General features: G+C 33.0%; 17 protein-coding genes. 1 reads left to right on the top strand and 16 read right to left on the bottom strand.

Annotated elements, in window-relative coordinates:
- Positions 1-78 precede the first annotated feature (78 nt).
- Positions 79-1551 (top strand): IMP dehydrogenase, encoded by a 1473-nt coding sequence (guaB, locus tag L1276_RS11870; protein WP_253788055.1) that lies wholly within the window; start codon positions 79-81, stop codon positions 1549-1551.
- A gap of 118 nt (positions 1552-1669) precedes the next feature.
- Here guaB and L1276_RS11865 read toward each other — a convergent pair whose 3' ends face one another.
- The 16 genes from L1276_RS11865 to L1276_RS11790 form a co-directional block, all read right to left on the bottom strand.
- Positions 1670-2566, bottom strand: coding sequence for a L,D-transpeptidase (locus tag L1276_RS11865; protein WP_253788054.1), 897 nt, complete (start codon positions 2564-2566; stop codon positions 1670-1672).
- A gap of 95 nt (positions 2567-2661) precedes the next feature.
- The gene (locus tag L1276_RS11860) at positions 2662-3453 is read right to left on the bottom strand and encodes a DUF4261 domain-containing protein (protein WP_253788053.1); all 792 of its coding nucleotides are present in this window, start codon (positions 3451-3453) and stop codon (positions 2662-2664) included.
- A gap of 38 nt (positions 3454-3491) precedes the next feature.
- On the bottom strand, positions 3492-4985 hold the full coding sequence (locus L1276_RS11855; RefSeq protein WP_253788052.1) for a S41 family peptidase: 1494 nt from the start codon (positions 4983-4985) through the stop codon (positions 3492-3494).
- A gap of 36 nt (positions 4986-5021) precedes the next feature.
- The gene (locus L1276_RS11850) at positions 5022-6482 is read right to left on the bottom strand and encodes a lipopolysaccharide assembly protein LapB (RefSeq protein WP_253788051.1); all 1461 of its coding nucleotides are present in this window, start codon (positions 6480-6482) and stop codon (positions 5022-5024) included.
- 93 nt (positions 6483-6575) lie between these two features.
- Entirely contained in the window at positions 6576-7160 is a 585-nt protein-coding gene (locus tag L1276_RS11845; protein ID WP_253788050.1) for an NUDIX domain-containing protein, read from the bottom strand.
- Positions 7161-7214: 54 nt separating this feature from the next.
- Positions 7215-8486: an adenylosuccinate synthase gene (locus tag L1276_RS11840; protein ID WP_253788049.1), complete on the bottom strand. Its 1272-nt coding sequence runs from the start codon at positions 8484-8486 to the stop codon at positions 7215-7217.
- Positions 8487-8577: 91 nt separating this feature from the next.
- Positions 8578-9042: a Fur family transcriptional regulator gene (locus L1276_RS11835; protein ID WP_253788048.1), complete on the bottom strand. Its 465-nt coding sequence runs from the start codon at positions 9040-9042 to the stop codon at positions 8578-8580.
- A gap of 88 nt (positions 9043-9130) precedes the next feature.
- The gene (locus L1276_RS11830) at positions 9131-11353 is read right to left on the bottom strand and encodes a bifunctional (p)ppGpp synthetase/guanosine-3',5'-bis(diphosphate) 3'-pyrophosphohydrolase (protein WP_253788047.1); all 2223 of its coding nucleotides are present in this window, start codon (positions 11351-11353) and stop codon (positions 9131-9133) included.
- Positions 11354-11553: 200 nt separating this feature from the next.
- Positions 11554-12342: an RNA methyltransferase gene (locus L1276_RS11825; RefSeq protein WP_253788046.1), complete on the bottom strand. Its 789-nt coding sequence runs from the start codon at positions 12340-12342 to the stop codon at positions 11554-11556.
- A 173-nt stretch (positions 12343-12515) separates the two neighbouring features.
- Positions 12516-13601: a phosphoglyceromutase gene (locus L1276_RS11820; protein WP_253788045.1), complete on the bottom strand. Its 1086-nt coding sequence runs from the start codon at positions 13599-13601 to the stop codon at positions 12516-12518.
- A 124-nt stretch (positions 13602-13725) separates the two neighbouring features.
- A complete protein-coding gene (locus L1276_RS11815; RefSeq protein ID WP_253788044.1) occupies positions 13726-15093 on the bottom strand; it encodes a S41 family peptidase in 1368 nt (455 codons plus the stop codon).
- Between the two features lie 60 nt (positions 15094-15153).
- Complete coding sequence (locus L1276_RS11810) at positions 15154-16485, bottom strand: DUF58 domain-containing protein (RefSeq protein WP_253788043.1); 1332 nt, start codon at positions 16483-16485, stop codon at positions 15154-15156.
- Positions 16486-16508: 23 nt separating this feature from the next.
- Positions 16509-17117 (bottom strand): hypothetical protein, encoded by a 609-nt coding sequence (locus L1276_RS11805; protein WP_253788041.1) that lies wholly within the window; start codon positions 17115-17117, stop codon positions 16509-16511.
- Positions 17118-17216: 99 nt separating this feature from the next.
- Positions 17217-18230: a MoxR family ATPase gene (locus L1276_RS11800; protein WP_253788039.1), complete on the bottom strand. Its 1014-nt coding sequence runs from the start codon at positions 18228-18230 to the stop codon at positions 17217-17219.
- Positions 18231-18255: 25 nt separating this feature from the next.
- The gene (locus L1276_RS11795) at positions 18256-19461 is read right to left on the bottom strand and encodes a DUF4350 domain-containing protein (RefSeq protein WP_253788038.1); all 1206 of its coding nucleotides are present in this window, start codon (positions 19459-19461) and stop codon (positions 18256-18258) included.
- Complete coding sequence (locus L1276_RS11790; RefSeq protein ID WP_253788036.1) at positions 19461-20228, bottom strand: DUF4129 domain-containing protein; 768 nt, start codon at positions 20226-20228, stop codon at positions 19461-19463. The genes L1276_RS11795 and L1276_RS11790 overlap by 1 nt, the downstream gene beginning before the upstream one ends.
- Positions 20229-20235 lie beyond the last annotated feature (7 nt).

Here is a 20235-nt window from a genome sequence, read left to right as displayed (position 1 = left end):
TAAATTTATGAATAAGTTAGTATTCAAGTTAGCAATTTATTCACTATATTTGCACGCAATTCAACTAGAAATTGCACCATGATAGCACACAACTCCAAGATTATCGGCGAAGGTTTAACTTACGACGATGTATTATTAGTACCTAACTACTCGAATGTGCTTCCCCGCGAAGTGAGTATCAAATCAAAATTCTCAAGAAATATAACATTAAACGTTCCAATTGTATCTGCTGCTATGGATACAGTGACCGAAAGTGCAATGGCAATCGCTATGGCACAAGAAGGGGGAATTGGAGTTTTACATAAAAACATGACAATCGAGCAGCAAGCTGCGAAGGTTAGAAAAGTAAAGCGTGCTGAGGCAGGAATGATTATCGATCCGGTAACATTACCAATGAATTCAACTATCGCCGACGCTAAAAACGCCATGAAAGAATTTGGAATTGGCGGTATTCCAATCGTTGACGAAAACAAAATCCTTAAAGGAATTGTTACCAATCGTGACTTACGTTTTGAAAAAAACGGAGCAAAAGCAATCGCTGAGGTAATGACAAGTACAAACTTAGTTACTGTTGCCGAAGGAACTTCATTAGAACAAGCCGAAGTAGTTTTACAAGGTCACAAAATCGAAAAATTGCCAGTTGTAAATTCTAAAAACGAATTAGTTGGTTTAATTACATTTAGAGATATTACAAAGCTGACTCAAAAACCAATCGCTAACAAAGATTCTTTTGGTCGTTTAAGAGTTGCTGCTGCAATTGGAGTTACTGGAGATGCAGTTCAAAGAGCTGAAGCTTTGGTTAACGCAGGTGTAGATGCTATCATTATCGATACAGCACACGGACACACAGAAGGTGTGGTAAACACATTAAAAGAAGTAAAATCAAAATTCCCTCAAATTGATGTTATCGTTGGAAACATTGCAACTCCGGAAGCTGCTAAATATTTAGTAGAAAATGGAGCTGATGGTGTAAAAGTTGGAATTGGACCTGGTTCAATCTGTACTACACGTATCGTTGCAGGTGTTGGTTTTCCTCAATTTTCGGCAGTTTTAGAAGTTGCTGCAGCGATTAAAGGAACTGGGGTTCCAGTTATTGCTGATGGTGGAATTCGTTACACTGGAGATATCCCTAAAGCAATTGCTGCGGGTGCTGACTGTGTAATGTTAGGTTCATTATTAGCAGGAACAAAAGAGTCTCCGGGAGAAACTATCATTTTTGAAGGAAGAAAATTCAAATCATACCGCGGAATGGGATCTGTTGAAGCAATGCAGACAGGTTCTAAAGACCGTTATTTTCAAGATGTTGAAGACGACGTTAAAAAATTAGTTCCGGAAGGAATTGTGGGGCGTGTTCCTTACAAAGGTGAATTAAACGAAAGTATGCTTCAGTTTATTGGAGGTCTTCGTGCCGGAATGGGATACTGTGGTTCAAAAGATATTCCTACTTTACAGGAATCTGGACGTTTTGTTAGAATCACGTCAAGCGGAATCACTGAAAGTCACCCGCATAACGTAACAATTACAAAAGAAGCTCCTAATTATTCTAGATAATTTTATTTTTTTTTCAAATATAAAAAAGGCATAAGAATCAATTTCTTATGCCTTTTTTAGTTTTATAAAATGAGTTTAGATTTTATTTTAGGAAATTGAAATCTAAGCTTAAAAATAGTTAAAGAGCAGCAGTCTGAGGTTCTGTCTCTCTCAGTTTCTGATTTTCTAAAATCTTCTGAATAAACGGTTTTACTTCATTTTCAATTTCATTCTCAGAAATGCTTAAAGCTTTTGGATCAGATGCTAATTTCAGCCATGGTTTTGGGCCATCAAAATCATAACTTCCAAAAACAACAACCGGAGTTCCTTTTACTTTTACATTTTCTTTATCTTTTAAAATCCATTCATCTGCAAATTTGTATAGATATTTAGCATCTTTTTCTAATAATCTTAAACAGGAATGTGAAGCTGGATAACCCGGCAATTCATATTGGTGAAAACCAACGCCAAGTTTATTTTCGATATTGAAATTCCATTTTAATTCCCATTCGTCATTAAAAGTACTCGTGGTTTTTTCTGCTTTCCAATTGGTAAAAAATAATCCTGTTGGTGTAGGATCTTTTTTTCTACCCATATTTGTAGGGCCTGTACGAACTAATTCACCGTTTTCATAAGCGGCAAAAGTTTGAGTAGGATAAGAGAAAATAATAATTTTAGATACATCTTCTAAAACAGCAACATGTAAAGGAAATGAAAGGTAATAAACCAAATCTCCGCTAAAATCAGTTGGTACAACCACTGAATCCAGTTTTTTAAGATTTGCTTTATCAGTTCTGTTTACTGCATAAACGATATCCATTTTTGTGCTGTCGGCTTCATTCGCTTTCAGCCATTCTTTCGCATTTGTAAATTGATAAGAAACAGTTGATTCAGGTTTCTTGTGCTCAATTGTTTTCTTTGGTTTCTCTTTTTCTGTATTATCAGTAAGGGTTATGGTGTCACTTTTTTTGCAAGAAACGATTAATCCTAACATCAATATAAGTAGTACGTTTGCTGTGTAATATAACTTTTTCATAGGTCGTATTTTATAAAAATAAAATTATAACCATACTGAGCTATATACTTTACATAATTTTTTGAATTGTTTGTTGGATTTTCACATCATTAAAATTACATTTCTAATTTTAAAGTATTGCCCTCAACTAATATTCCTGCTGAAGAGGTTATTTTTATTTTCTGTTCTGCAGTATAACCAAGAGTTTCACCACTTTTAAAGGTAATATTGCTGTCGATAACATAAGCAGCAATATTTGAAATGAAGCCATACAATTCTTCAATTTCTAGTTGGGAATTTATAACTTCTATATCTTGTTTTCCAAACTCATTTAATCCATATGTGTAAATACTATTTCCTTCGTTAGATGTTCGAATTCCAATATAAATCCACAAATGTACCGGCGATTTTTTTTGAAGAAGATTACTGCTTTTTTCTAGATATTGCGATTTTGGAATTAATAATGTTTGGCTTCCGTGATAAACTCCTATCGCATTTGATGTTGATAATATAGAAGAAAGTAATTTGCTTAAAATGCTATATGATTCGACCTGACTTTTTTGTGTAGAAATAACAGAAACAATAGCATGTCCGTTATGGTTTTTTAAATCTTCTTCGGCAGTCTGCCAATTGTATGCATATTGAGCAGTTCTGGAAATTTCATCCCATGGGATCTGAGCAGGCAGATACGTAAGTATCACTAATTCATCATTTATTTTAAAAACAGCAGAATTGTCATCTCCTGTGAAATCTGTAATTAATACTCCCCAATAATTTTTTAAATCTTCTAAAACATCAGCAACAACATAACGTTCACTGTCGTTAAACATTGGCATAGCAAGTAATGTGCTTTTTTCAGTTGTGTCAGGCGAAGTTTCTTTTTTCTTAAAGAAGTTGAATAATCCCATATTTATATTTTTTTTTCTATTTATGCTTTTATAAAATATTATTTCTGTTCAATCAATTTCAAAGTATATTCAAATTGCGTGTCCTTATTTTGTAGAAAATCTTCTAAAGTTTGTTTGACTTCATAATCTGGAATAATTCCTCTTCCAAAAATTTGATTTGTTTTTTTCGGAACATTCTGTTCTAAATTTACAATAGAAAATTGTGTTTTGATTTTTGTATTTGGTAATTCATATTCAATAGGAGTGTGGCCGTTGTGTCCGTAATAACCTCCCATCGTTTCTTCGCCAATGACTATTGCATTTGTATTTCCTGCGGTCAAAGATGCGAACAATGAACCCGCAGAAGCTATTCGTGGACTTATTAGTAAATAGATTTGTCCTTTAAAACTATTTTTATCAGGCTGTAATAGCTGATTGAATTTTTTATCCTGAAAATATTTACCGCTTTCCAGTTTTGGAAATTCTTCTTTTAATTCATCTTGAAAATCTTTTTTCTCTTCCTGTTTTTTATGTGTTTCAGTTTCCTCGTAAACTAAATATTCCGAAAATGGAACTTCCTGAAAATTAACATAAGCCGATGCATTTTCACGATATGGTTTAGCAGAGAGATAAGAAAAAGTAACAATGTCATTTGGATCTGTTCCGCCGCCGTTATTTCTAACGTCAACAATCAAATTTTTAATCTCACTGTTTTTTGAGAGATATTCAAAACAGCTGTCCAGGTATTTTTTGTAAGCAAGATGCTCTTTGTCTTTTGCATTTTGGCCTATTAGAAAAGTATGAATAGAAAGTAATGCTGTTTTTTCTGAGATTACTTTAAAATGATATTTATCTTTTGCTCTACTATATTGTAAACTATCAATAGCAAGAGAATGACGGTTTTTAAAATTCTGCTTTCGGGTTTCGTTTGAAACAGCCAGAATTATCTTTTTACGTTTTTGTGTTTCATTTGGAAGAGAATATTCTACAGAGAATTTCTTTTGAGGACCATATTCGAATTCGAAATATTTGGCAAATGCACTTCCAATTCCAATTGATTTACCTGTAATATTATAACCATCAGTTGTGTAATATTTGTAAAAAGAAGACAAGAGTTTCTTTGTTTCAATTCCGTTAAGGCTGTGAATTTGAGATCCTGCCGGAATTTCGGTATTTTTAAAATTAAGAAGCAGCTGGTTATTAACAATTTTTACCGGATAAGGAAAGAAAACAGTTCCTGATGAATATTTTTTTTCAAAATCATCAGGAAGTGTAGTGTCATTGTGCAGGCTTCCTTCAAAATCAGTAATTTGAAGAATTATTTTATAGAAATCTATTAATTCTTTAGGTTCGTTTATTTGTGTAAATGCCCACAAATATATGCTGTCGATTTGCTTTTTGGTGCGGTATTTATAAATTCCTGAATTAGCTTTTTCTCTTATTTCTTTAAAAAGGATCAAGTCCTGCTTTAATTTTTCAACTGCGAATTTTTCATTTTGCCCCATTAGAAGAAATGGGAAAAACAGAATAAGAAATATTTTAAATTTTAGCATTTCATGGATTTTAGAATCTAAATATTGATTTTTCGGTTACTTAATTTTATCTTTTAGTAAACTAAATTCTTTATCTGAATACTTTAATTCAGCCGCAATTTTTTTTAGTTTTTCATTACTTACCTTTCCTAAAGGAGAATAATAAACATATTGCCCAAAACCTCCCAGTTGACTAAGCGGATCTTCGTTGTTTTCTTGTTTCGTTAGTAAAGGTTTTACCGTTGTAAGGATTTCTGTTATGCCTCTGTCTTCGTTAAACTGAATCATTTTTTCGGGTAAATTTGGCGGAATCAATGTCATGGGCATAGTTGCGATATAAGATAAGTATTGTTTCATGAGTTCCCATGAGTTTTCATCCTTTACACCTGCCATAACATCGGCCAAATTAGTAATTGTACAGGTCGATACATTACTTTGAAACAGTTTATTAACCTTTTCTATGGATGGTTTTCCAATGTTTTTTAATATTTCAGTGGCTTTTTCTTCAACGCCGTTTCCGTGATTTGTATGCAGTTTTAAAATCATCAAACATACATCGATTGTATATTGCGGTTTGTTTTGATTTAAAATTTCTTGAAGTTTTTTTAATTTTTTAGCGGGTTTATTTTCATCTGATCCAAAAAACTGCAGCAGTTCTAAATTTTCTTTGCTGTATTCCAAATCTGAATCAGACGGGATGTTCTGGTAGAACATGCTTTTGCTCGCTAATTCTGTTGCTTTTGCTTTGTCTTTTTTAAATTCATAAATTTCGGATAACTTATCATAGATTATGGCTTCTTTGGGATTTTCTGCCAGCATTTTATTAAATTCTGCTTCAGCACTGGTAAAGTCTTTTAGTGCAATATAATTGTCTGCAATATTAAATAAAGCAGCATTTTTATATTTTTCATCATTCAAAAGAGTTTTGAATGTTTCATTAGATTTAGTGTAATTTGTTAAAAGCTGTTGAATTTTAGCAGCATAATAAATTTCCTCACTTCGACCGTATACTTTGATCAGATATTCAAGATCAATAAGAGCAGATTTTAGGTTTTCCTCTTTAAATTGATCTTCATTATATTGAAGTGAATCTGCTTTAAAAACGGAATTTCCATCAATGTTTTTTTGTCTGGTGCCTAATTCTGCCATTTCCAGACTCATTTCAGATTTTCTTTTTATTAATTCTGGAACACTCCCAAATTTCGTAATCCCTTTTTCGATAATATCAATTCCTTCAAACCATTGCCCGTTTCGAAACAAAGAATATCCGTAAACCTCAAAGGTTCCAAAACAATCGTTTTTATTATCATACAGTTTTTTAGAAATAGCTATGGCAGCTGTACTGTTGTTTTCCTGAAGTTTAATTGAAATGTTTTCTTGTTCTTTGGCAACAGTTTCGTCGCAAGCAGCAAAATTATCAGATTTTAATTTTTCGTAATCAAAAACAGTACGTTGAAGTTTTTGTGAGAAGGAATAAACGGAGAAAGTTAAAAAGAAGAGTAAAAATTTTAATTTCATTTTGGTATTTTGGTTAGATTAGACTGAAATTGAGTGCTCTTTTTCAAAAATCAAAACCCAATTTCAGTCTAAAAATAATAAAAAATACCTTACTTAAATCAAATCTTTTATTTTAGCATGCTGCAATAGTAAAATTGTTTTAGCATCCGTAATTTCGGCAGATTCTATCATGGCATACGCTTCATCAAAAGTGTATTCCAGAACTTCTATGTTTTCCTGTTCAGCGTCAAGTCCGCCGCCTGAGCTTACTTTCATGCTTTCATCATATTCTCCCACAAATAAATATAAAATCTCTGTTACAGATCCAGGAGACATATAAGTTTCAATCACTTTTTGAACTTTTTTTAAGCGATAACCTGTTTCTTCTTCAGTTTCGCGAATAATAGCCTGTTCAGCATTGTCCTTATCTAAAAGCCCTGCGCAAACCTCGATCATCATTCCGGTTTTATTTCCGTTAAGAAAAGTGGGTAAACGAAATTGTCGCGTTAATATAACGGTCTTTTTCGCAGTATTGTATAATAATATTCCGGCGCCGTTTCCGCGGTCATACACTTCGCGAATATGAGATTCTACTTTTTCATTTTCCTTTTTGTAGTTAAAAGTAACTTTATTTAATACATACCAATTGTCTGATAATAATTGGGTATCTGTTATTTCAATTTCTGGGTTTTTTCTCATTTGGAAATTGTTTCATAAAAAAAACGCCCTGATTTTCAGAGCGTTTTAGATGTGTTATTTTGTTATTGTTTGTTTTCTGTCTGGTCCAACCGATACAATTTTGATTGGCACTTCGATTTCTTTTTCAATAAACTCAATATATTCTTTTAGCTCAATAGGTAATTGATCGTAATTTGTTAATCCTGTTAAATCTTGTTTCCATCCTTTAAACTCTTTGTAAATTGGAGTAACATTTTCTGGTTCAATGTTGTATGGAAAATGAGAGATGTTTTGTCCTTTGTAGTTGTACTCAGTACAAACTTTTAAAGTTTCAAAACCAGAAAGGACATCACCTTTCATCATCATTAACTGTGTAACCCCATTTACCTGAACAGCATATTTTAAAGCTACAAGATCTAACCATCCGCAACGTCTTTGTCTTCCAGTTACAGATCCAAATTCGTTACCCACTCTTGCCATTGTAGCACCAACTTCGTCAAAAAGTTCAGTTGGGAAAGGTCCGCTTCCAACACGAGTTACGTAAGCTTTAAAAATTCCGTAAACTTCTTTGATTTTGTTAGGAGCAATTCCTAAACCTGTACAAGCTCCAGCAGCAGTGGTGTTTGATGAAGTTACAAAAGGATAAGTTCCAAAATCAACATCTAATAAAGATCCCTGAGCACCTTCGCAAAGAATAGATTTACCTGCTTTTTGAGCTTGGTGCATATATTCTTCACTATCAATAAAATCTAATTTTTTTAATTCTTCAATAGCTTCAAAGAATTCTTTTTCTAATTCAGCTAAATTGTATTGAATAGCAACATCATGAAAAGCAATCATAGCTTCGTGCTTGTCAGCCAAAGCTCTGTAACGATCTTTAAAATCTTCTAATTCAATGTCACCAACACGTAATCCGTTTCTACCTGTTTTGTCCATGTAAGTTGGACCAATTCCTTTAAGAGTAGAACCAATTTTTGCTTTACCTTTTGATGCTTCAGAAGCAGCATCAAGCAAACGGTGCGTTGGCAAAATTAAATGTGCTTTTCTTGAAATGATTAATTTACTTTTAATATCAAGATTAAATTTCTCTAAACCTTCAATTTCTTTTTGAAAAACTACCGGATCAATTACAACTCCATTTCCGATGATATTTACTGAATTTTTGTGGAAAATTCCAGAAGGAATAGTTCTTAGTACATGCTTAATTCCATCAAATTCTAATGTATGTCCTGCATTTGGTCCTCCTTGAAAACGTGCAATAATATCATAATTTGAGGTAAGAACGTCAACAATTTTTCCTTTACCTTCATCTCCCCATTGTAATCCTAGTAATAAATCTACGGTCATTCTGTTTTTAATTTGCGTTAGGACAATCTAAGATGTCCTACTGATTATGTAGTTAATTTTCTTTTTTTTAATTTTTGAAAAACTCTTTGTTTTAAGACTGTGAGTTCTGCTTTTTGTTTCCGTAGAAATAAAGCGAGTGATTTGTGATTTCAATATCAAATATCTCTTCGATAGTTTTTTTGATGGTTTGAATTCTTGGATCGCAAAATTCGATTACCTCACCAGAATCTGTCATGATAATGTGATCGTGCTGTTTATCGAAATATGATTTTTCGTAGTAAGCCTGATTTTGTCCAAATTGATGTTTTCTAACCAAAGCGCAGTCTAACAATAACTCAATCGTGTTGTAAAGCGTAGCCCTGCTCACACGGTAGTTTTTGTTTTTCATTTTGATGTATAGGTTTTCTATATCAAAATGCTCCTCGCTATCGTAAATTTCCTGAAGTATAGCATAACGCTCAGGAGTTTTGCGATGCCCTTTTTGTTCAAGATACATTGTAAAAACATTTTTTACAATTTCTTGATTCTTAGTGTTGTCAGTTGAAATAAGTGTCATATCCTGCAAAGATAATTTTTTATTTTTAATGAATAAAAGTTTCGCGTTTAAAGTTTCGTTACAAAAAACTTATAGTTTCCCTAAAAAGTTAGGTTCTGTACTCTCTTGTAACCTTGTCGACGCCGTCAATTTTCTTAATAGCATTGATCATTTTTTTCAGAATTGTATTGTTTTGAACAATAACAGCAATCTGTCCATGAAAAATTCCGGCATCTGTACTCAAAGAAATACTTTGAATATTAACGCTCATATTATTCGAAATAACACGAGTTAACTGATTTGTAAGTCCCAAAACGTCCATTCCTGTAATATTGATAATGGCTTTGAATTCTTCTTGCGAAGAATCAATCCATTTCGCACTCATAATTCGGTAGGCATAATTTGACTGCATTCCTATAGCGTTTGGACAATCTTTTTTATGCACTTTGATACCTTCGTTTATGGTTACAAAACCAAAAACATCGTCACCCGGAATTGGGTTACAGCATTGCGAAAGTTTATAATCGAGTTTATCATGTTCAGTTCCAAAAACCAGCATATCGTAATTACTGCTGATAACAGGTTTATGAATATCTTCTGCGGCTGTTGTATCTTTATTTCTTTTGATTTTATTTTTAAAGAAATTGATAAACGTATTGCTTTTTTGTGCTGCGTAATCTTTTAACTGCTGATTTTCGATAGCGCCAATTCCAACGCGATAAAATAAATCTAAACTCGTTTTTAATTTAAAAAAGTTAACTAACTCGTTTGTAACTTGTTCGTTAAGCGTAATTTTTAAATGTTTCAGTTTTCTGGTAAGTAATTCTTTTCCTTCCTCGCCAATTTTTTTTGTGTTCTCGTTAAGAACGTTTTTAATTTTATTTTTTGCTCTGGAAGTGGTTACATATTCCAGCCAGTTTATTGTTGGTTTTTGGTTGGCCGATGTAATCACTTCAACCTGATCACCGCTTTTTAATTCGTGATTTAAAGGAACAAGACGTCCGTTTACACGAGTTCCTCTTGTTTTAATTCCAATTTCAGAGTGAATACTGAACGCAAAGTCTAAAGAAGTCGCACCTTTTGGAAGCGATTTTATTTCTCCTTTTGGCGTAAAGATGAAAATTTCTTTTGAATATAAATTCATTTTGAAATCCTCAACAAAATCTACCGCATTGGTTTCAGGGTTTTCTAAAGCTTCGCGAAGTAAATTCAACCAGACATCTAAGCCGCTTTCTTCGCTAGCTCCGTTTTTGTATTTGTAATGTGCTGCGTAACCTTTTTCGGCAATTTCATCCATACGTTCACTTCGAACCTGAACTTCAACCCAGCGGCCTTTTGGTCCCATTACGGTAATGTGAAGTGCTTCATATCCAGTTGATTTAGGAGATGAAATCCAGTCACGCAAACGGCTCGGACTAGGTCTGTAGTGATCAGTTACGATGGAATATATTTTCCAGGCAATGAATTTTTCATCATGCGGATCTGATTTATAAACAATCCTAAGTGCAAATTTGTCGTACACTTCATCAAAACTTACGTTTTGTGCACGCATTTTACGGCGAATCGAATAAATAGATTTCGGACGGCCTTTTATGATATAATCGATATTTTCGGCATCCAGCGATTTCTTTAAAACATCCGAAATATCTTTGATATAAGCATCCTGTTCTTCTTTTGTTTCTCTAATTTTACTTACAATGTCATTATAAACAGCAGGTTCTGTATATTTTAAACCCAAATCTTCTAATTTGGTTTTGATATTATAAAGTCCCAAACGATGGGCGAGAGGAGCATAAATATAAAGGGTTTCAGATGCAATTTTCGTCTGTTTATATTCCGCCATCGAGTCCATGGTCTGCATATTATGCAGACGGTCGGCCAGTTTTATCAAAATTACACGCACATCATCGTTCAGAGTAAGGATCATTTTCCTGAAATTCTCCGCCTGCATTGATGCATTTAAGTCTTTTTGAACTAACGAAATTTTGGTCAAGCCTTCAACCAATTGAGCCACTTTTGGGTTAAATAAACGCTCAATATCTTCAACCGTAATTGGTGTATCTTCTACAACATCGTGTAATAAAGCTGCAGCAATAGAAGTCGCGCCCAGACCAATTTCTGAGGCAACAATTTTCGCAACTGCAATAGGATGAAAGATATACGCTTCTCCAGATTTGCGTCTTTGCTCTTTGTGAGCATCAACAGCAACATCAAAAGCTTTCCGAATTAATTTCTTATCAGCAGGAGATAAAGTTTGGTAACTAATCCTAAGTAATTCCTTGTATTCCTGCGCAATCGCTTTGTTTTCTTTTTCAATATCTATTTCTATCATAACGGCATAGTTCAAGTACTAAAAATAAGAATAAGTTCCAACATACACAAGGGAATGGATTGTTGATTTTAGATTTTAGTCCCCGTCCCGACGCCTCTGGATCGTGATAGAAATTTCATTGCTGAAAAGAGACTTCGACTTAAAAATAAATTCCAAATTCCAATAAAAAAGAGCAGAGCGATTTTTTATAAATCTAAAATCTAAAATCCTCTTTGTCTTTTAGCTTCAAAAATTAAAATAGCGGCAGCGACAGAAACATTCATGCTGTCGATTTCTCCCTGCATTGGAATAATGATGTTTTGTGTTGCTTCGTCACGCCATTTCTGAGATAATCCTGTTGCCTCTGTACCCACAACCAAAGCAGTTGGAGTCATGAAGTTTTGGGTATGATATGAAGTTGAATTTTGTAAAGTTGCCGAATAAAAACTGATCTTTTTTTCTTTTAAAAAAGCAATAATTTCTTCAGTTGTTCCGGTTGCAATTTGGTTGGTAAATAAACAGCCAACGCTTGAACGTACAATATTCGGATTGTACAAATCACTTTTTGGATCTGCAATTAAAACAGCATCCAGATTTGCTGCATCGGCAGTACGTAAAACTGCACCCACATTTCCTGGTTTTTCAAGTGATTCGGCTACTAAAATTAATGGATTGTCTGATAATTTTAGATCAGATAATTTTAGCGACTTGGTTTTGGCTACAGCCAAAATACCTTCGGTGGTATCGCGGTAAGCCAGTTTTTGATACACTTCTTTGTTGATCTCGATTAACTGAACCGATTGAGAAACTAATTTATTGATTTGATTTTCGGTAACTAAATCAGGTAAAAATAAAACGGTTTCAATTTCGTAACCGCCTTTTATGGCTAATGAAATTTCACGTTGTCCTTCAATTAAAAATGTTCCGGTTTGTTTTCTGGCTTTTGCTTTTTCCTGTAATAAAGCAAGCGATTTTATAAACGGATTTTGAACTGAAGTTATTTGTTTCATTTTTTTTTAAGGCTCAAAGTTGCAAAGGCTCAAAGGTACAGAGTTTTTTTCGTCCTGCAAGGTTTTGAATAGTTATAGTTTTTGCCACGAATTACACGAATTTTTACGAATTGTAATTGAACGCAATTAAAATAAATTAGTGGAGATTCGTGTAATTCGTGGCGAAAAAAAATCTATTTTTCAAAAACTTCTTTTACCTCAGTTTCTACAGGATGATCTGTTGTAAAATTGTATCCCATGATTTTTGCAAAAGTCTGAGCGAATTGTTTTTGGTAAATTTGAGAATCTGTTTTGATTTCACCTTTTGGGGCAATTTCCGGTCCCATTACGGCGAACCAAATTTGCGATGCGCCTTCAATATCAGCGCCGTGATCTCTCCATTGCGATTTTATTTTATCACCGCGCCCGTGATCAACGGTTATAAATAAAGTGGTTTTGTTTTTGTACTGAGCATCATTTTGCACAAAATTCCATATTTCCTGAATCCATTTATCGACTTGGTTCGCAGCATCCAGATACGATCTGTAATCACCATGATGTGCCCATTCGTCGGTTTCGCCATACGCAACGTATAAAACTTTTGGTTTCTTGGTTTTAAGCTCGTCCATTGCCTGGTAATGTGTAAAAACATCCAAGCATTCATCTTCATGAAAAGGCTTAAACGAATTATTTCGCATTTCGTTTAATAGTTTTTGAGTTGGATTTGGTTTGTTACCACCCACATTATCAAAAGCAGAAATTACAGGAAAACCACTCCTTTCTTCATTTAAAATTCGGTCAAAAGCATCCCACGCACCAAAGGCTGCAGTTTTGTCTTTTAGTTTTGGCTGTTTGTTTAAGAATTCTAAAATATTAACGTTTGGATTGGCCTGATAACCGTTTGAATTTACTTTAACATCGACATTTCCGGTCATGATTTCGCTGTATCCGGGATAACTAAACCAATACGGATTAGCAACATCAACTTTATTCCCTAAATCACGATTGCCATAAATTTGTCCTTTCGAGACAATTTCTGACCAAAAAAAAGGCATAATTTTTTGGCGTGACGCTGTAAAATCTAAACCTGAATATTTTTTGTAAATGTAAGTGCTGTCTCCCTGATTGAATTTTTTATCATTGGCAATTGCAGTATCTAATCCTTTAAAAACTTCCTGCCATCTAAATCCGTCAGTTGTAATAATGATTATGTTTTCTGTTTTTTGTGCAGAAGATAAAAAGCGGGTTAAAATAAATAGAATTAGAATTGATTTTTTCATTCCTTATAGTTTTACAAATTAGAAGATTAAAGATATTTATAAAAAACAGAATGGCTGATTATTCAGTTTTAAGAAATAAACATTTTTTATGTTTCTTCGATTATTGAAAATTAATAGTTTGAAATTACTTTTTCTGAGTTTTTAAATATTTAACGGCTTCTTCTAATACGCTGTCTTTATTGTTTAGATAATCATTTAGAGTAGGTGCAATTTCGATATCAGGTTTTATTCCATAGCCTACAAATTCCCTTCCATCCGGATAAGTGTCTTTTTTGGTGCAGACTCTGGCATATCCGCCTCCGGGTAAATCAAACAAAAAAGGCTGTCCTGTACTTCCATATGATTTTTCGCCCATTTTAATCATATGTTTTTGATTATCGGTAAAAATCAAGAAATCTTCAGCGGCCGAAGCGGTATTATGACCAAATAAAATTACTGTTGGAACTACAATTCTTTTAGAATTTAGTTGAATAGTAGTTGGATTATATTCAAAATCAAAATAAAATTGATCGTGATAAGATAAATAGGCTTTTTTCTTCCACGGAATGTTTATGGTGTCTTTAGCGTCTATAAATTTTCCCCATGCTTTGTAAGCCGGAAGATGATCTCTTGTTTTTTGGCGCGATCCATAAAGGATGGTATCATTTGTCAGGTATTGTAATATCTCGGTTCCAATACTTGTACTTCCGCCTCCATTACTGCGTAAATCAACGATTAATGATTTTGCCTTATATAATTCAGGAAGTTTTGTAACGAACAAACTATCAATTTTTTCATCACTGAATGAATTTAATGAAAGATAAGCTGTTTCTTTATTTGCCCATTTAAAATCTAAAAGCTGTTTTTTGGTTTCGGCAGGAAAAACTTCTTTTTCCTCTGTTTTTTTATGCGTTAATGACAGCTCAATGATTTTGTTATTTGGCTTTTTTATTTTAATTATAAAAGTTTCTCCTTCAAGCCCTTTTAATAGATTTGAAATACTTAAATCCTTTAAAACATAATCGGTAGAAGAAGATAGGTAAGGAGCAGTATTCTCATCAATAAATTTTTGAGTTGATTTTCCATTCACTTCAATGATTTCGCTTCCCACGGGAATTTCATTTTTTTTGCTGTAATTTGTTCGGATAATTATGGCTTTGCCTTCAATGTTTTTAGTGAATAATCTGTAGCTGCCAAACATATCATTCATTGGTTGGATGCTTTTTGGAAAATAAACATTTGTATGTCCGTCTTTTAATAAAGCACAAAATTTTTGAAGTTCGCGGTAATATTCGTAGTCGTTTTTTGTGTTTTGAACAATGGTAATAAGCTCTTTGTATCGATTATCCCACATTGTTCTGTCTACTTTATCAAGATATACAAAATTGTAATTTACTTCCTGCCAGAATTTTGAAAGTCCATAAACTTTATCATTTGGCGTTAAGGTGTTTGGGATTTGTCCAAAAAAAGTTAGGGTAAAAAATAATAAAGCAGTGATAAACAGCTGTTTCATTTATGTATTGGATTTTGATTGATGCTTTTTGATTGATGATTTTTGGAAGAAATAAAGAATTTATAAAATCCCTCTGGACTTAATTTCCAAATATTTATTAATAGCATCTAAAGTCAAATTTTCTGGCTGCGTTAAAACCGAATGAATTCCGTATTTCTTTAATTCATTAGCAATTAATCGTTTTTCGAACATGAATTTTTCAGCAATTACTTTGTCGTAAACTTCCTGGATGGTATCGGTTTTTTTATTGATAATAGCATTTAATTCCGTATTCTGGAAAAAGACAACAACCAATAAATGACTTTTCGCAATTCCTTTTAAATAGGGCAATTGGCGATTTAAACCATCCATGGTTTCGAAATTGGTGTACAGAATAATTAAACTTCTTTGGTTGATGTTTTTCTTAATATCAACATATAATCGGCTGTAATCGCTTTCGAAAAAATCAGTTTTAACGTTGTATAAAGTCTCCAGAATTTTTTGCATCTGAGAGCCTCTTCTTTCGGCAAAAACTCGGTTTTCTACTTTTTTAGAGAAAGAAAAAAGTCCGGCTTTATCTTGTTTTTTCAAAATTACATTCGATAAAACTAAAGTTGAATTTATCGCATAATCTAACAAACTTAACCCGTCAAAAGGCATTTGCATAACGCGTCCTTTGTCAATTGCCATGTAAACCGACTGTGATTTTTCGTCCTGAAACTGATTAACCATCAGAGAATTTTTCTTTGCTGTGGCTTTCCAGTTTAAAGTTCGAAGATCATCGCCCTGAACATATTCTTTAATTTGTTCAAATTCCATTGTATGTCCAATTCGGCGGATTTTTTTAATCCCGTATTGATGTAAATTATTCGAAAAGGCCAGCAAATCGTATTTTCTCAATTGGATATAGGACGGATACGTTGGCACCATTTGATCTTTTGCAAAAGAAAATCTTCTTGAAATTAATCTTAAAGGAGAAGAAACATATACATTTAAAGCACCAAAATGATATTCGCCGCGTTCTGTAGGACGCAGGTCGTAACCAAATTCCTGATGGTTGGAGGCTTTTATGGATTTTACAATTTTAAAATCACGAACCTGAAACTGAAACGGAATCTCATCAATTATCTTAACTAAAATTGGAAAAGTATACTGATTTTTGATTTGAATTTTTATTGGATTTAAATCTCCGTTCGATAGCTTTTCGGGAGCAATTCTTTCGGCTTCAATTCCTGTTTTTGTTAAGTATAAAATCAGAAAATCAAGTGCGAGAAAAGTCACTAAAATCAAAAGAACAAACCAAACCGCATTGTATAAATTGGGAAATATAAAAGCGCAGACAAATAATACTATAATGCCCAAAAGCACATAGAAAAAGAAATTATTCAGGTATAGACTTTTTATTGATTTCAAGTTTCTTAATTTTTTATATTTTGCTAATAAATTTGGGTGAATTCTTCAAAATCAAAACCTTCAAGGTAAGAAATTTTCCAGACACCGTTTTCTTTAACGGCTGTAACTTTGTATTCACCTTCCCATGACCAGATCCATTTAAAGGAAGCTTTATTATTATCGATTTTAAGATCTTTAATTTTCATTGTTTTCCAATATTGTTCAGGGTTATCCTGACAATTGCACCACGCATTTGAATCGCTGCCAAAAGGAGGCATCTCTCCAACAAGCCATTCTATTTTTTTACTTTTAAGATTGGCGTCAAGTTTTAGTGCAATTTTATTGTAATTGTCTAAAAATTGCTGTGAGAAGAAATTCGTTTTTTTAAGTTCTTCCAGTCTTTTTTTATGCATGTTTAGGTTTAATCCAACATATTTGTCGCCTTTTTTGTTTTCTATAGGATCAAAATCTTGGTTTGAGTTTTTGTTTTCTACCCACTCATACGTTTTTCGAATTAAACTTTCAAGCTGTTGTTTGTCAGTGGCAAAATAAAATGTTTTTCTTTCATTTTCTAAAACAACATCACCCGAAGGTTTAAAGCTAACCGCCATAATCCAAAGTGAGAATAGGAAAAGTAATTTATTAATGGTCATTTTTTTAAGTTTACAGTCGCTCCCGATAGTTATCTGGATCAGTCACAGTATTCAGTTACAGTTTTCAGTCCCAGTGCTAACTTTAAACGGAATACTAACTTATCTCGGTATTTCGACAGTTTCAATGATTTGTTTAATAATTTCAGAGCTGGTAATTCCTTCCATTTCGCGTTCTGGTGTTACGATTACGCGGTGTTGTAAAACCGGAATAGCAGCTTCTTTAATATCTTCAGGCGTTACAAAATCGCGTCCGCGAATGGCAGCGAAACCTTTTGAAGCGTTCAAAATTGCGATAGAAGCACGAGGAGAAGCGCCTAAATATAAAAAGGCATTTTCGCGCGTATTTACTACAATTCGAGCAATATATTCCAGTAAATTCTGCTCCACTCTAATTTGTTTGATTAAAGCTTGATATTGATTGATTTCAGATGAAGAAAGAATCGTTTTTATAGCTTCCAGTTTACCATGATCCTGTAATAAATGTTCTCTTTGAATAATCAGAATTTCTTCGTCTAATTTTGGATAATCAATCGTGATTTTAAACAAGAAACGGTCTAATTGTGCTTCTGGTAAACGATACGTCCCTTCTTGCTCTATTGGATTTTGGGTTGCAATTACCAAAAACGGAGTTTCTAACTTATATCCTGATCCGTCAATCGTAATCTGGCGTTCCTCCATAACTTCAAAAAGAGCGGCCTGAGTTTTTGCCGGAGCACGGTTTATCTCATCAATTAAAATTAAATTAGAAAAGATAGGCCCTTTTTTAAACTCAAATTCTGAAGTTTTCAGGTTGAAGATTGAAGTACCTAAAATATCCGAAGGCATTAAATCCGGTGTAAACTGAATTCGGCTAAAGCCAATATGTAAAGTTTTAGAAAGCAGTTTTGCCGTGATGGTTTTAGCAACTCCCGGAACACCTTCTAATAAAACGTGTCCGTTTGATAAAATAGCAACCAAAAGCTGATCGACCATTTTGTGCTGTCCTACAATTACGGTTTCGATTTCTTTTTTAATCGCATTAACGTGATCTAAAAGAGGAGCTAAATTTAATCTCGTTTCAAAATTCACATTTTCGTTTGTGATTTCCGTTTTTGATGTATTAATATCGTCCATGTTTGGTATGTTTTTCTGATTGAGTTTAATGTAAAATCTTTTCTATTGCATTATTAATTCGGATTAAATCCTCTTCAATATTTGCGTGATAACTATTTCGATGTTCGTTGATTAAAAATACGAGTTCCTGAATGTCTTTTTCGTCTTTACCGGTTTTATGCTGCAGTTTTTTTACAAACTCGTCATCCAGATTTGTGGTATCGATTAAATATTCGGTTCGGATTCTTTCCAGGAAATAAATGATTTTTTTATCAATTATATTTTTGTGATCGCCTTCCTGATAATACAGATTTCCAATTGTTTTGGTAAAATCAATCGTTAAATTAGACAATGGCTGTAAAATAGGAACTATTCGTTGTTTTCTTTTGGCATTGAACAATATAAAAATCAGCATTCCGATTAAAAATAAGTACCAAGCCCATTTTAAAGCAGGCTGACTAAAAATATAACGAAGCGGTGAGGCCGAAATATTTTCATCATTTGGCGATTTTGTATACCAAAAAACATCTCCTTTCGGAATATAGGATAATACTTTTTCGGTATATTGATAACGGTCTTTTTTCAGCAGATTATAATTTGTAAAAGCAACCGGATTTGCGTGTAAAAAGAAATATCCGTTTTTATAAGGTACTTTTATAAAATTGATGTTTTTTTTGTATTTCGGATTTCCTTCGTAACCTAAAACAGTGGTGTTTAATGTGTCGATTTTAGAAAAATAATCGGCTATCTCACTGGTCGATTTGTATATTTTTGAACTTAGTTTTTTATTAGCCATCCATACCGAAGCATCTTTGGTTTTAAGTAAGTTAGATGAATATTCAAATTTTAAACTATCTAATAAAGTTTTAGGAAAATCGGTCATGCTCAAAAAAGCATTATTTCCGTGCGATACAAAATACATGATTTCTTTTACCGATTGTTCGTCAATATTATTTTGCTGCGAAATATTGATGAAAGTTCCTTTTACAGAATAAGTTTCAACCAAAGTATCTTCATCGTATTTTGAATCTAAAAACTCATACGGCGTGATGTCAGAAATTCTTTCAATTTTTTGTTTTTTAAGGATACCGCCAATTTCTTTGTCAAAGACATATAAGCCGTAAGGGATTTTGTCGTTAACAGAGTAGGTTGGACGCCAGTCGATTGGTTTTTGTTTGTTGTAATCTCCTATTAGAATTAAGATTAAAATAAGAACCAAAACAGCTATGTATATTTTTATACTTTTATTCATCAGCTAAAGGTTTTTAAAGCATTCTTAAATCTATTTTCGGTTTTATTGAACACCGTTTCATCAATTTCAAATTCGCCATACCAAATATAATTGTAGAGGTAAGACAAATACATAAACTCTTCTTTATGTTTGGGATTTTGAATTTCGTATAAATAATCTGAATTTGTTTTTTCGATATCCCATTCAATATAATTATGCTGCGCCATTGTTTTTAAAAGCCATAAATAATAATATCGCACAGCAGTACGTTTTTCGCCGGCTTCCAGACTTTCTTTAATTAATTTCTCGAAATCTAAAAGGTGAATATTCTTTTCAAGTTCTGAGTAATAAACGGTTCTTTTGTTGGCGTTTTTACCAAAAATCCATTGCCCTTCTTTATTGATAATGGCTTTTACAATCAAATAAATTACCACAATAATAACAGCCACCCCAATTATTCGAAGTAATGTAACTGCCACATTTAAAGAAGTCTGCGGATCATTAAAAGAAAACAGTTTTCTTAACAAACTTGCAATCCAGTCTTTAAAACGATCCCAAAGGTTTTTTTCTGGAGCTTTATATTCGTAGACGAAATCAGAATCGGTATATTTTTTTTGGAAGTTTTTTGAGAAAGTTTTGGCTTCAACTGATTCTGAGTCAATTAGAATGTCTTTTTCGGTAAACTTTACAGAATTAATTATTGGAGGTTCTTCCTTCAGCAAAGAATCCTGTGCGTTTGAAATACCGCAAAAGAAAAGAAAATAAAAAAGAAAGAAAATTCTATTCATTACTGGT

The sequence above is a fragment of the Flavobacterium sp. HSC-32F16 genome, from assembly GCF_024171645.1.
GTDB lineage: Bacteria > Bacteroidota > Bacteroidia > Flavobacteriales > Flavobacteriaceae > Flavobacterium.
This window is presented reverse-complemented; position numbering and strand designations above follow the sequence as displayed.

Bases quoted from the DNA above. Each gene is read 5' to 3' on its own strand.
- guaB (WP_253788055.1), top strand. From the start codon at position 79: ATGATAGCACACAACTCCAAGATTATCGGCGAAGGTTTAACTTACGAC.
- L1276_RS11865 (WP_253788054.1), bottom strand. From the start codon at position 2,566: ATGAAAAAGTTATATTACACAGCAAACGTACTACTTATATTGATGTTA.
- L1276_RS11860 (WP_253788053.1), bottom strand. From the start codon at position 3,453: ATGGGATTATTCAACTTCTTTAAGAAAAAAGAAACTTCGCCTGACACA.
- L1276_RS11855 (WP_253788052.1), bottom strand. From the start codon at position 4,985: ATGCTAAAATTTAAAATATTTCTTATTCTGTTTTTCCCATTTCTTCTA.
- L1276_RS11850 (WP_253788051.1), bottom strand. From the start codon at position 6,482: ATGAAATTAAAATTTTTACTCTTCTTTTTAACTTTCTCCGTTTATTCC.
- L1276_RS11845 (WP_253788050.1), bottom strand. From the start codon at position 7,160: ATGAGAAAAAACCCAGAAATTGAAATAACAGATACCCAATTATTATCA.
- L1276_RS11840 (WP_253788049.1), bottom strand. From the start codon at position 8,486: ATGACCGTAGATTTATTACTAGGATTACAATGGGGAGATGAAGGTAAA.
- L1276_RS11835 (WP_253788048.1), bottom strand. From the start codon at position 9,042: ATGACACTTATTTCAACTGACAACACTAAGAATCAAGAAATTGTAAAA.
- L1276_RS11830 (WP_253788047.1), bottom strand. From the start codon at position 11,353: ATGATAGAAATAGATATTGAAAAAGAAAACAAAGCGATTGCGCAGGAA.
- L1276_RS11825 (WP_253788046.1), bottom strand. From the start codon at position 12,342: ATGAAACAAATAACTTCAGTTCAAAATCCGTTTATAAAATCGCTTGCT.
- L1276_RS11820 (WP_253788045.1), bottom strand. From the start codon at position 13,601: ATGAAAAAATCAATTCTAATTCTATTTATTTTAACCCGCTTTTTATCT.
- L1276_RS11815 (WP_253788044.1), bottom strand. From the start codon at position 15,093: ATGAAACAGCTGTTTATCACTGCTTTATTATTTTTTACCCTAACTTTT.
- L1276_RS11805 (WP_253788041.1), bottom strand. From the start codon at position 17,117: ATGACCATTAATAAATTACTTTTCCTATTCTCACTTTGGATTATGGCG.
- L1276_RS11800 (WP_253788039.1), bottom strand. From the start codon at position 18,230: ATGGACGATATTAATACATCAAAAACGGAAATCACAAACGAAAATGTG.
- L1276_RS11795 (WP_253788038.1), bottom strand. From the start codon at position 19,461: ATGAATAAAAGTATAAAAATATACATAGCTGTTTTGGTTCTTATTTTA.
- L1276_RS11790 (WP_253788036.1), bottom strand. From the start codon at position 20,228: ATGAATAGAATTTTCTTTCTTTTTTATTTTCTTTTCTTTTGCGGTATT.